Source organism: Saccharothrix sp. NBAS 001, from assembly GCF_056640475.1.
This window is the reverse complement of the sequence record NZ_CM153251.1, coordinates 7,606,469-7,617,326: the sequence shown is the minus strand read 5'-3', so window position 1 is coordinate 7,617,326 and position 10,858 is coordinate 7,606,469. Positions and strand designations below refer to the sequence as shown.

The 10,858-nt window shown below is 70.8% G+C and carries 13 protein-coding genes; 7 read left to right on the top strand and 6 right to left on the bottom strand.

Translation table 11 applies throughout. The features are described 5' to 3' along the window. Positions 1-48: 48 nt before the first annotated feature. The 3 genes from AC0HI0_RS33225 to AC0HI0_RS33215 all read right to left on the bottom strand — a co-directional run bounded on the left by AC0HI0_RS33225 (position 49) and on the right by AC0HI0_RS33215 (position 2,677). Positions 49-840: a lysozyme gene (locus tag AC0HI0_RS33225; RefSeq protein WP_480927421.1), complete on the bottom strand. Its 792-nt coding sequence runs from the start codon at positions 838-840 to the stop codon at positions 49-51. 113 nt (positions 841-953) lie between these two features. Continuing rightward, entirely contained in the window at positions 954-1,751 is a 798-nt protein-coding gene (locus AC0HI0_RS33220) for a lysozyme (protein ID WP_480927420.1), read from the bottom strand. 80 nt (positions 1,752-1,831) lie between these two features. Next, the gene (locus tag AC0HI0_RS33215; protein ID WP_480927419.1) at positions 1,832-2,677 is read right to left on the bottom strand and encodes an aldo/keto reductase; all 846 of its coding nucleotides are present in this window, start codon (positions 2,675-2,677) and stop codon (positions 1,832-1,834) included. A gap of 157 nt (positions 2,678-2,834) precedes the next feature. On the opposite strand from AC0HI0_RS33215, the gene AC0HI0_RS33210 reads away from it, so the two are divergent. From AC0HI0_RS33210 to AC0HI0_RS33190, 5 genes are all read left to right on the top strand, one after another. Next, complete coding sequence (locus tag AC0HI0_RS33210) at positions 2,835-3,050, top strand: hypothetical protein (RefSeq protein ID WP_480927418.1); 216 nt, start codon at positions 2,835-2,837, stop codon at positions 3,048-3,050. Between the two features lie 26 nt (positions 3,051-3,076). Further along, positions 3,077-3,262, top strand: coding sequence for a helix-turn-helix domain-containing protein (locus AC0HI0_RS33205; RefSeq protein ID WP_480927417.1), 186 nt, complete (start codon positions 3,077-3,079; stop codon positions 3,260-3,262). Next, complete coding sequence (locus tag AC0HI0_RS33200; RefSeq protein WP_480927416.1) at positions 3,262-3,918, top strand: DUF5753 domain-containing protein; 657 nt, start codon at positions 3,262-3,264, stop codon at positions 3,916-3,918. The genes AC0HI0_RS33205 and AC0HI0_RS33200 overlap by 1 nt, the downstream gene beginning before the upstream one ends. A gap of 11 nt (positions 3,919-3,929) precedes the next feature. After that, positions 3,930-4,121 carry a DUF397 domain-containing protein gene (locus AC0HI0_RS33195; RefSeq protein ID WP_480927415.1) on the top strand — a complete coding sequence of 64 codons (192 nt, stop codon included), beginning with the start codon at positions 3,930-3,932 and terminating at the stop codon, positions 4,119-4,121. 72 nt (positions 4,122-4,193) lie between these two features. Beyond that, on the top strand, positions 4,194-4,385 hold the full coding sequence (locus AC0HI0_RS33190) for a DUF397 domain-containing protein (protein WP_480927414.1): 192 nt from the start codon (positions 4,194-4,196) through the stop codon (positions 4,383-4,385). Here AC0HI0_RS33190 and AC0HI0_RS33185 read toward each other — a convergent pair. Continuing rightward, positions 4,382-5,338 (bottom strand): pentapeptide repeat-containing protein, encoded by a 957-nt coding sequence (locus AC0HI0_RS33185; RefSeq protein ID WP_480927413.1) that lies wholly within the window; start codon positions 5,336-5,338, stop codon positions 4,382-4,384. The two genes, AC0HI0_RS33190 and AC0HI0_RS33185, sit on opposite strands and share 4 nt — an antisense overlap. Before the next feature lie 5 nt (positions 5,339-5,343). After that, positions 5,344-6,390, bottom strand: coding sequence for a pentapeptide repeat-containing protein (locus AC0HI0_RS33180; protein ID WP_480927412.1), 1,047 nt, complete (start codon positions 6,388-6,390; stop codon positions 5,344-5,346). Between the two features lie 247 nt (positions 6,391-6,637). Here AC0HI0_RS33180 and AC0HI0_RS33175 point away from each other — a divergent pair, with 247 nt between their 5' ends. Beyond that, on the top strand, positions 6,638-7,459 hold the full coding sequence (locus AC0HI0_RS33175) for an SAM-dependent methyltransferase (protein ID WP_480927411.1): 822 nt from the start codon (positions 6,638-6,640) through the stop codon (positions 7,457-7,459). Between the two features lie 93 nt (positions 7,460-7,552). After that, positions 7,553-9,712 carry a putative bifunctional diguanylate cyclase/phosphodiesterase gene (locus AC0HI0_RS33170; protein WP_480927410.1) on the top strand — a complete coding sequence of 720 codons (2,160 nt, stop codon included), beginning with the start codon at positions 7,553-7,555 and terminating at the stop codon, positions 9,710-9,712. Positions 9,713-9,725: 13 nt separating this feature from the next. On the opposite strand, the gene AC0HI0_RS33165 is transcribed toward AC0HI0_RS33170, so the two are convergent. Then, the gene (locus AC0HI0_RS33165) at positions 9,726-10,847 is read right to left on the bottom strand and encodes an alcohol dehydrogenase catalytic domain-containing protein (RefSeq protein ID WP_480927409.1); all 1,122 of its coding nucleotides are present in this window, start codon (positions 10,845-10,847) and stop codon (positions 9,726-9,728) included. Positions 10,848-10,858: the final 11 nt, after the last annotated feature.

Sequence of the window (10,858 nt, the reverse complement as noted above, 5' to 3'; positions counted from 1 at the left end):
GAGCTTGCGGAGTACTCCCCGACCACCCCTTTCGCGCGGGCGGAAGCCCTAGCCGGTGGCCAGCACCCGGAGCCGGTCGTAGGCCCCGTTGAACTGGTTCTGGTCGATCGGTGACGACGTGTACTGCCAGAACGTGTGGTAGCCCCAGTCGTGGGGCAGGGTGCCGACGCCGGACGAGTAGCGCGCCACCCACAACGGGCTGGTGGAGCTGAACTCGCCGGCCGCGCACTGGTTCCACCAGTTCGTGGACGTGTAGATGACCGGCCAACGCCCGGTCCGGGCCTCGTAGCGGTCGCCGAAGGCGCGGACCCAGTCCACCATCGCCCCCTTCGACATGCCGTAACAGGTGTCGCCGTAGGGGTTGTACTCCATGTCGAGCGCGCCGGGAAGGGTCACGCCGTCCGCCGACCAGCCGCCGCCGTGGTCCACGAAGTGGTCGGCCTGGTCCTGGCCGGAGGACCGGTCGGGCAGGGCGAAGTGGTACGCGCCGCGGATCATGCCCACGTCGTACGAGCCGTCGTACTGCTGGGTGAAGTACGGGTTGCGGTACGAGGTGCCCTCGGTCGCCTTCACGTAGGCGAACCGCTTGCCCTGGCCCCACCAGTAGCCCCAGTCGACGTTGCCCTGGTGGCTGCTGACGTCGATGCCCTCGACCGACTCGCGGGCGGACCTGGCGTCGGGTGGGGGCCGCCGGTCGCCGACGCCCTCGTGCTTGGCGATCTGCGATCCCATGGCGTGGTCCTCGACGGGGGCGGGGGCCGCGGTCGCGGTGGCGGGGGTGGCGATGGCCAGGATGGCGCAGGTGGCGAGGGCGGTCGCTCCGCTCAGGAAGGTTCTCATCGAAGGCACCTTTCGAGTCCGTGCAGGGTGGCGACTCGATTTCGCAGTGTGCCGCTGTGCCAACCGGATGACCAGGGTTTGTGTAAATTGGTCACCAATCCGGCTTGTCCGGGTTACCCCAGGGCAAGGTTGAGCAACTGGTCCGGGTTGCCGTTGAAGAGGTTCTGGTCACCGGGGAACTGGCCCGCGGCCTGCCACTGCCAGATCGTTTCGTAGTCCCACCCGTTCGGCAGAGCGCCCAACTGGTCGGAGTAGTACGCCACCCACAGGGGGTTGGTCGAGCCGAACGTGGACGACCAGCCGACGCAGCGGTCCCACCAGCTCGTGGACGTGTAGATGGTGGGGTAGCGCCCGGACCGCTCCCGGACGCGGTCGCTGAACGCCCGCACCCAGGAGCCCATCTGCCCCTGGTCCAGGCCGTAGCAGGTGTCGCCGTAGGGGTTGTACTCCAGGTCGAGCGCGCCGGGCAGCGTCTTGCCGTCGGCCGACCAGCCGCCCCCGTTGTCCACGAAGAACTCGGCCTGCTCCCGGCCGCCGGACCGGTCGGGCAGGGCGAAGTGGTACGCGCCCCGGATCATGCCGACGCCGTAGGAGCCGTCGTACTGCTGCCCGAAGCGCGGGTTGCGGTACTCGGTGCCCTCGGTGGCCTTGACGTAGGCGAACCGCGCGCCGTCACCCCAGGCGCGCCACCAGTCCACGTCGCCCTGGTGGCTGCTCACGTCCATCCCCGGCACCCGGCCGTCGGGCAGCCGCGCCGGTCCGGTCCGGCCGGTCCCCTCGTGCTTGGCGATCTGCGACCCGGCGTAGTGGTCGGCGGAGCCCCCGGGCAGCGCCTGCGCCGCCGGCGCGATCGCCAGCGTGATCACCACGGCGCCGAGTCGAGTGGTCAAGGTGCGGAGTCGACGGATCATCGGCACCCCCAAAGAGCCTAGGCGATTGGTGCATCCGTACTAGATCTTCGAGCCTTTCGTCCGGTTCCGCATCCGGGGTGTCACCCGTCCAGCCGCTTCAGCTCGTCGTCGGACAGCTCCAGGTGCACCGCCGCAGCCGAGTCGCGGATGCTCTCCGGCCGCGACGAACCGGGGATCGGCACGACCGTCGGCGACTTGGCGAGCAGCCACGCGAGGCACACCTGCTGGGGGCTCACGCCGTGCGCGCGGGCCACCTCCTCGAACACCGCGAACCGCGACCCGAGGTCGCCGGCCGCGCTGATCCCGCCCAGCGGGCTCCACGGCAGGAACGCGATCCCGCGCGCCGCGCACAGCTCCAGTTCCGGCTCGGAGGACCGGTAGGCGGGCGAGAACTGGTTCTGCACGGAGGCCAGCCGCCCGCCCAGCACCTCGTCGGCCTCGCGGATCTGCGCCGGGTCGAAGTTGGACACGCCCGCGAGCCGGATCTTGCCCTCGTCCAGGAGGTCGGCCAGCGCGCCGACGGACTCGGCGGTCGGCACCTTCGGATCGGGCCGGTGGAACTGGTAGAGGTCGATCGCGTCCACGCCGAGCCGGCGCAGCGACGCCTCGCACGCGGACTTCAGGTACTCGGGCCGCCCGTCGAGGTCCCACCCGCCGCCGGCGGTGCGGGTGTGGCCGCCCTTGGTGGCGATCAGGACGCCGTCGACGCCCTTCAGCGCCTCGGCGATCAAGGTCTCGTTGTGCCCGAAGTCGTGTTCGTCGGCCGAGTACGCGTCGGCGGTGTCGATCAGCGTCACCCCGGCCTCGACGGCGGCCCGGACGGTGGCCACGGCCCGTTCGCGCGGCGGCCGACCCGTCAGCGACATCGGCATTCCGCCCAGCCCGATGGCGCTGACCCGCACGTCCCCGATCCGGCGCTGCCGCATGGTGTCCACCTCTCGTCTGGATGCATCCACCAGCAGCCTGCGCCAGGGCCGGCCGGCTGTCCATCAGAGAGCGGCGGAGGGTCGTGCGAGTGGTCGGGAGGGTGGGCAGGAGGGTGGGCAGGAGGGTGGGGTCTCAGGTGGGTGGTCAGGTGGTCGGGTGGCGCAGGGCCGCCAGTGCCGCGTCGGCCTGGCCGATCAGCTGCTCCAGCGCGCCCTCGTCGAAGATCAGCTCTATGTCGCCGCCGGGGAACGAGAACTCCGCGCCGCCGGGGACGATCCGGTGCGCGATGCGGGTCTCGCAGTCGAAGCCGATGGACAGGTGAATGGTGGTATCTCTGCCTTAGTTCATTCGATCGGGTGGCCTAGTGGCTGATCGTCCTTGCGGCACACTTTCGCACCATGGCAGTGGAACAGGAGTTCGATCCCGTCATCGCGCGGCTCCGGTTCGGGGAGTCGGCGCGGCAGTTCCGGGAGGCGGCCAAGATCGAGTTGATGGCCGCCGACCAGGCGATGGGCGGCTACCACGGCAAGCTCTCGAAGATCGAGAACGGCAACATCGGCCCGCGCCCGGACGACGTGGAGTGATGATCGGGAACTACCGCATCCCCTCGCTGCGGGCCGACGAGTTCCGGGCACTGGGTGTGGTGGCCCGGCGGCGGGCGACGCCGGCGAAGAACGTGAACACGTCCCGGCAGTACGTTTCGCTGGAACGCCGGGCGTCCGAGATCCGCATGGTCTACAACGAGATCCCCGGCCTGTTGCAGACGGCGGAGTACGCGTTCCAGGCGCTGTCGATGTCACCGGTGGTGGTGGCGTCCGACCTGGCGGGCTTGGCGGAGGAACGTGCCAAGCGTGGCCGGCGGGTGATCCGGGCGGACGGCCCGGAAGTCTGGATCGTGCTCGGCGAGGAGGTCCTGCACCGGTCCAACGGCGGCCCGGAAGTCCTTGTGCGGCAACTGGAGCACCTGCGGGACGTGGCGAGACTGCCGAACGTGCGTCTGCGGCTGCATCTGCGGTCGATCACTTCCGGGATCGTGTCGGCGCTGAGCAACCCGTTCACGTTGCTGAGTCTCGATCAAGGCAAGTCGATCGTCTACGTGGGTTCGCTGACCCGACCGGACTACATCAAGGCGACCGAACCGTACGTTGCCGCGTTCGAACAAGCCTGGGAACTAGCTGCCTCCATGCAACGGTCCGGCGAGATACTGGAAGGCAGGATCGCCGAACTCTTGGATGTTTAGGAGCATTGATCATGCCGATGGACTCTCTCAAGGGCGCACAGTGGCGTGGGAGCAGCTACAGCAATGGTGGCGGTGGCGCGCAGTGCGTGGAGCTTGCGTGTGTGGCCGAGGGTGCGGCGGTGCGGGACAGCAAGCAGCCGGAGGGTGCGGCGTTGATGTTTCCGGTGCGGTCGTTCCGGGTGTTCCTGGCGGGCGTGCGCTAGTCGTCGCGGCCCATCAGACGGGCTTGTGCGAAGGCCGGATCACCAACTTGCGGGCGACTAGGAGCAGTGATCATGCGGATGGTGTCCCTCACGGGTGCGCGGTGGCGCAAGAGCAGCTACACGAATGGTGGTGGCGACGCGCAGTGCGTGGAGCTTGCGTGTGTGGCCGAGGGTGCGGCGGTGCGGGACAGCAAGCAGCCGGAGGGTGCGGCGTTGGTGTTTTCGGCGGGGGCGTTTCGGGCGTTTCTGGCGGGCGTGCGCTAGTCGTCTCGGCCCACCAGGCGGGCTTCCTCGATACCGGTCAGCGACCAGCCGGTCGGGTCTTCCTTCACGCGCGTTCCCGGCAGCACCTTCAGCGATCCCACCAACGTCGGCGGCGTGGGCGGCATGTGGACGAACAGGGTCACTTCCGCCCCGCGCACGTCCAGCTCACGGGCGAACGTCGCGTCCTGCAGCGACAGCCCGCCCAGGAAGCGCGCCTGCTGGAAGTCGACGCGGCCGAGGAAGGCGCTGCCGGAGAACAGGGCCGGCTTGGAGAACTGGACTTCGCGGAACGCCGTGGCCCCGTGGAACCGGGTGCGCCGCGCGGTCAGCCGGCCGATCCGACGGCCCTCTAGGCGCAGGTACTCGACGTTCGCGCCGGTCAGGTCGAGGTGGTAGAGCGTCGGGTCGGTGTTCTGGCCCCACGGCAGCAGGTCGGTGATCAGGCGCTGCGCGGTCAGCCGGACCGTGCGCTCCCGGTCCTGCTCGGGGGTCGGCCGGTCCACCTTGTCGCCCGCGCGGTGGTAGGCCTGGTCGGGGTCGTCGGCTTTGATCGTGAGCGCCGGGTGCTCGAACGGTTGGCGCAGGTACGCGCACAGCACGTCGAGCACGGTCTGCCGGTACCTCGGCGTGGCCCGCGCCAGGCCCGCCAGCGCGTGCATCGCGCCGACCCGCACCTGGTCGGCGTCGTTGCCGAGCATCTCCACGGACCGCGCGAACCGCTCGTCGGCGACCTTGTCGCTCTCCAGCTCGTGCCGCGCCTCCTCGGTGCGCCGCCGCCGGTCGTTGAGCCACAGCGCGTACAGGGCCACCACGGCACCGCCCGCGAGCCCGCCGGTCTTGATCGCCTCGGCCACCGACTGCTTCGGCTCGACCCACAGCAGCACGGCCGTGGTCGCCACCGTCACCAGGATCGCGGCCACCACGCTCACCGCAAGCAACAACCGTCCGCGCACGCGGGTCAGCTCCTCACCAGGCCGGTCGCGGAGTCGCGCGGGTCGACCACCCAGCCCGCGGGCAGCGACGTCTCGTGCTCCAGGGACACCTTCATCCCGTGCGTGCGGGCCACGTTCACCTTGGCCGGCCGCAGGTCGAGGTCACCGCGGAACTCGGCCCCGGTGAAGTCGACCGGCTCGGCGAACTCCGCGTCCTCGAAGCTCACCCGGGCGTGGAAGCGGGAGCCCGCGAACTTGTTCGGGCCGAGGAACCTGGTCCGGGCGAAGTCGGTGTTCTCCTGGCCGACGAACCGGCTGAACCACGCCTTCCCGTGGAACACCACGTCGTGCAGGTAGAGCCGGCCCGTGCTCTCGGTGTCGGTGAACCACGCGCCGCCGTGCACCACGGTGTGGTGGAACGAGTTCGACTCGTCCAGCCGGGCCGCGCGGATGGTCAGCTCGCCGACCTGGCGGTGCGAGAGGTCGAAGTAGGTCAGGTACGCCCTGGTCAGGTCCAGGGTGTACCGCTCGGCGTCGGCCTGGTCGGCGGCCGGCAGCAGGTTCGCGACGAGCCGTTGCGCGCTGAGCCGGACCTCCAGCTCGCGCTCGCTGTCCTGGGTCAGCCTGCCGGCGACCTTCTCGGGCACGAACGGCCGGCGCAGGTACGCGCACAGCACGTCCAGCACGGTCTGCGTGTACTCCCCGCGCGAGCGCGCCAGGCCCGCGAGCGCGTGCATCGCGCCCACCCGGACCTGTTCCGCGTCGTGCCCGAGAAGTTCAACCGATCGGGCGAATCGTTCGTCGGCGACCCGCGACCGGTCGTGTTCGGCCCGGGAGTCCTCCAGCTTCTGCCGGGCGGTCTCGATCTCCTGGCGGCCCTCTTCGATGCGCTGCCGGGCCTCGTCGGTGCGCCGCCGCCGGTCGTTGAGCCACAGCGCGTAGAGCGCCACGACCGCGCCGCCCGCCAGGCCGCCGGTCTTGATCGCCTCGTTCTTCGGCGCGTTCGGGTCGATGACGAACAGCCAGCCGGCGACCAGCAGGAACGCGCCGATCGAACCGACCAGGGTGGGCACCAGGAGGCTCCGGGACCTCCTTTGCCGAATCACGAACAACACGGCGGCTGCGGCGACGCCCACCGCGCCCCCGATCCACAGGTACTCCACAACCGGGGGATTCTTCCCGGTGAACGTGGCCCGCGGTGGGCGTTTCGGAACGGACAGCAAACCGACGGTGTGCTAACTCACCGGATTGGCCCATGATGTGGGGGTCACCGCGACGGTGTGGAACCAGAAGACGGTGTGGAACCGTGAAGGAGACCCCGTGGACAGCGTGGAGCGGCCTACCTGGGCGCCAGGGGACATCGACCTGAGCCGCCCGAGCATCGCGCGGGTCTACGACTACTGGCTGGGCGGGGCGCACAACTTCGCGGTCGACCGGGCGGTGGGCGACAAGGTGCAGTCCGACGTGCCGATGCTGCGCACGATCGTGCTCAACCACCGGTCGTTCCTGCGCCGGGCGGTGCGCCACCTGCTGGCCCAGGGCATCCGGCAGTTCCTCGACCTCGGGTCGGGCATCCCGACCGTGGGCAACGTGCACGAGATCGCGCAGGCCGTCGACCCGACCGCGCGGGTCGTCTACGTCGACATCGACGCCGTGGCGGTCGCGCACAGCCGGGCCATCCTGACCGGCAACGAGCTGGTCGGCGTGCTCCAGACCGACGTGCGCGACGCGGAGGCCGTGCTCAAGTCGCCCGAGGTGCAGCGCCTGCTGGACTTCGACCAGCCGATCGGCGTGCTGATGGTCGCGCTGCTGCACTTCGTGCCCGATTCGCAGGACCCGCACGGCGTGGTGGGCGCGTACCACGACGCCATCCCGGCGGGCAGCTACCTGGCGATGTCGCACGCCGGGTACGAGGAGGGCGAGTGGGATCCGGCGTGGGACGACGCCAAGGGGGTGTACAACCGGGGTGTCAGCGAACTCACCTACCGCAGCAAGAGCGAGATCGAGCGGTTGTTCGAGAAGTTCGAGCTGGTCGAGCCCGGCGTGGAGCGGCTGCCCCTGTGGCACCCCGAGTCGCCGGACGATCTGGACGAGCACTCGTCGAACTTCCTGGGCTTCGGCGCGGTGGGTCGGAAGCCGTGACGGTGGTGTCGTACGAAATGGTCTGTACCTTGACGGTCGACCGCGTCGGGCGACCGGCCGTATCCTCTGGGTTGTGGCGGTAGGCCGACGGACATGACGGAACAGGTTGACCATCGGGTGGCAGCACCGGGCCGATCGAACCTCGACCCCGCCGTACTGGCCGGGGCCGAGTCGTTCGCGCGGACGTGGGCCACCGCGGTCATCGGCAGCAGCTACGTGCCGATGACCAGGGCCGAGGTCGCCGAGCACCTCCAGGCGCTGACCGAGGTGCTGGTGCACGCGCTGTACGCGAGCCCGTTCCGCACCGCACCCGGTTACGAGATCGGCGCGCGGCTGGTCGAAGCCCACTTCACCGGCACGGACACGCTCGGCCGGACCGTCCAGCTGCTCGGCGACGACCTGCTGGCCGAACTGGGCATCGCGCCCGACGAGGTGATGCGGTCGCGGCTGGCCGCGTTGCAGGGCGCGCTGTCCGCCGGGTACGCGCGGGCGCTGCGGGAGCGGACGCTGGCCGAGCAGGAGGCGATCCGGGCGGCCGTGCTGGACGCCCGTGACCAGGCCGAAGCGGCGCTGAGGGCGTCCGAGGCGCGGTTCCGCGCGATGTTCACCGAGGCGGCCATCGGCATCGGCATCGCCGACATCGAGGGCCGCATCCTGGACGTGAACCAGGCGTTGCAGGACATGCTCGGGTTCAGCGTCGAGGAGATGCGGCAGTACAACATCCGCGACCTGATGCACCCGGAGGACGGGTCCAGCGTCTGGCGGCTCTACGACCAGCTCACCGCCGGCGAGTGCGACCACTACCGGGCGGAGAAGCGGTTCCGCCGGGTGGACGGCGAGCAGGTGTGGACGCACCTGACGCTGTCGCTGGTCCGCGACGACCACGGCGACCCGCAGTACCAGGTGGCGATGATCGAGGACGTCACCGACCGGCACCTGCTGCAGAACCGCCTGCGCTACCAGGCCCTGCACGACCCGCTGACCGGGCTGCCGAACCGGGCGCTGTTCCTGGAGCGGCTGGGCCGGGTGTTCAACAACCGGGCGCGGCGCCGCGCGGGCCTGTGCTACCTGGACCTGGACGGGTTCAAGGTGATCAACGACAGCCTCGGCCACGACATCGGCGACCAGCTGCTGGTCGAGGTCGGCCGGCGGCTGGACCACTCGGTGTCCGGCGAGGGCAAGCTCGTCGCCCGGATGGGTGGTGACGAGTTCGTGATCCTGGTGGAGGGCTCGCGCGACACCCAGGACATCGTCAACGTCGCGGACCGCGTCCTGCGCGAACTGGAGTCGCCGATCCGGATCGGCGGGCACGAGCTGACCGTGTCGGCGTCGATCGGCATCGTGGAGCGGGCGCTGTCCGGCACCACCGCCGCCGACCTGATGCGCGACGCGGACATCACGCTGTACTGGGCGAAGGCGGACGGCAAGTCCCGCTGGGCGCTGTACGACCCGGAGCGCAACGCCAAGGAGGTCGCCCGGTTCACGCTGTCGGCGACCATGCCGGCGGCGCTGGAGCGCGACGAGTTCTACGTCGACTACCAGCCGCTGGTGCGGTTGGAGGACAGCACGGTCGTGGGTGTCGAGGCGCTGGTGCGCTGGCAGCACCCCGAGTTCGGGCGGCTCGCGCCCGACCGGTTCATCGAGCTGGCCGAGGAGACCGGTTTAATCGTCCCCCTGGGTCGCTGGGTGCTGCGCCGCGCGTGCGAGCAGGCCCGGCGGTGGCTGGAGGAGTTCGGCGACGCGGCCCCGTTCGTGTCGGTGAACCTGGCCGTGCGGCAGTCCCGCGACCCCGAGCTGGTGCGCGACGTGAAGCGCATCCTGGACGAGTGCGCGCTGCCGCCGCACCACCTGCAGCTGGAGCTGACCGAGAGCGCGATCATGGGCACCGCCGACGAGCCGCTGGAAGCGCTGCGGGCGCTGTCGGACATGGGCGTGCGGATCGCGATCGACGACTTCGGCACCGGGTACTCGAACCTGGCCTACCTCAAGCACCTGCCGGTGCACGAGCTGAAGATCGCCGGGTCGTTCATGGAGGGCCTGCGGGCCGCCGACGAGGAGGACCCGGTCGACGCGCAGATCGTGTCCACGCTGGTCCAGCTCGCGCACGCGTTGCAGCTCGGGGTGACCGCCGAGGGCGTGGAGACCCCGGCGCAGGCCAAGCGCCTGCACCGGATCGGCTGCGACACCGGTCAGGGCTGGTTCTTCGCCAAGCCGATGAAGCCGGAGAGCATCGACGAGCTGCTGCGTCGGTAGGGCGGTCGGGCGGTCAGGTCAGGTCCACGACCACCTTGACGTCGTCGTCGTGGCGGTCGAACGCCTCGGTGAACCGCTCCAGCGGCACCCGGCGGGTGATCAGGCCCGCCAGCCACGCCCGGTCGGCCGCGGCCAGGGCGTCGGCGGCGGCGCGGTAGTCGCGCAGGGCCGCGTTGACCGTGCCGACCACGGCCTTGTTGCCCAGCACGATCCCGTCGAACACCGACGGGTCCAGCGGCACCGGTTCGTGGTCGCCGGCCAGGCCCGCCAGCACGGCCACCGACGTGCGGCGGACCGCCTCCCACACCAGCGGCGCGACGCCCGTGCACTCGATCGCGACGTCGGCCGACACCTCGCCGGGCTCGCGGTGGTAGTGCGCGCCCAGCGCGCGGACCAGGTCCGGTTTGGGGCCGTCCCCGACGCGGTCCACGACGTGCACTTCGAGGCCGCGCTGCACCCCGAGCAACGCCGCCAGCAGGCCGATCGGCCCCGCCCCGGTGACCAGGACGGACTTCGGCGCGAGGTGCGCGCGCCGGCACATCGCCTCCGCCTGGGTCCACGCCTTGGCGACCACGGACGCCGGTTCGGTGAGCACGCCCAGGTCGCCCAGCTCCGGGTCGAGCCGCACCGCGAACTCCGGCGGCACGCTCCACCGCCGCATCCCGTAGCCGTCGAGCCCCTTGATGCCGCGCTCCCGGTACTGCCCGTTGTGGCAGAAGTCCCAGGCGCCGGCGGCGCACGCCGGGCACGGCTCCGGGTCGGGCCGGCGCACCACGCCCACCACCAGGTCGCCGGGCTCGAAGCCGGACCCGGTGGGCGCGGTGCGGACCCGGCCCAGCGACTCGTGGAACGGCACCAGCCCGTCCCGTCCGGGCGGCGGCTCGCCGAACCCGTCCCGGACGATCTCCACGTCCGTCCCGCACACACCCGCGAGCAGGCCCTCGACCTGGACCTCGTCGGAGCGCTCGACCACCTCGACGTCGACCCGGTCGAGCGAGCCGGCGAACGGCCGGTCGACCACGTCCTCGTCCCACCGACCGTCGGATTGTTCAACGATCCTCAGGTCCACCACGCGGGCCAGGTCCGGCTTGCCCGGAACCACCAGCGCCGCCCTGCCCCGCCCCGTGTCGCCCACGGGGCGAGGCT

Excerpts from the sequence above, each read along its gene's own strand:
- AC0HI0_RS33225 (WP_480927421.1), bottom strand. The coding sequence starts at position 840 with ATGAGAACCTTCCTGAGCGGAGCGACCGCCCTCGCCACCTGCGCCATC.
- AC0HI0_RS33220 (WP_480927420.1), bottom strand. The coding sequence starts at position 1,751 with ATGATCCGTCGACTCCGCACCTTGACCACTCGACTCGGCGCCGTGGTG.
- AC0HI0_RS33215 (WP_480927419.1), bottom strand. The coding sequence starts at position 2,677 with ATGCGGCAGCGCCGGATCGGGGACGTGCGGGTCAGCGCCATCGGGCTG.
- AC0HI0_RS33205 (WP_480927417.1), top strand. The coding sequence starts at position 3,077 with ATGGCAGTGGAACAGGAGTTCGATCCCGTCATCGCGCGGCTCCGGTTC.
- AC0HI0_RS33200 (WP_480927416.1), top strand. The coding sequence starts at position 3,262 with ATGATCGGGAACTACCGCATCCCCTCGCTGCGGGCCGACGAGTTCCGG.
- AC0HI0_RS33195 (WP_480927415.1), top strand. The coding sequence starts at position 3,930 with ATGCCGATGGACTCTCTCAAGGGCGCACAGTGGCGTGGGAGCAGCTAC.
- AC0HI0_RS33190 (WP_480927414.1), top strand. The coding sequence starts at position 4,194 with ATGCGGATGGTGTCCCTCACGGGTGCGCGGTGGCGCAAGAGCAGCTAC.
- AC0HI0_RS33170 (WP_480927410.1), top strand. The coding sequence starts at position 7,553 with ATGACGGAACAGGTTGACCATCGGGTGGCAGCACCGGGCCGATCGAAC.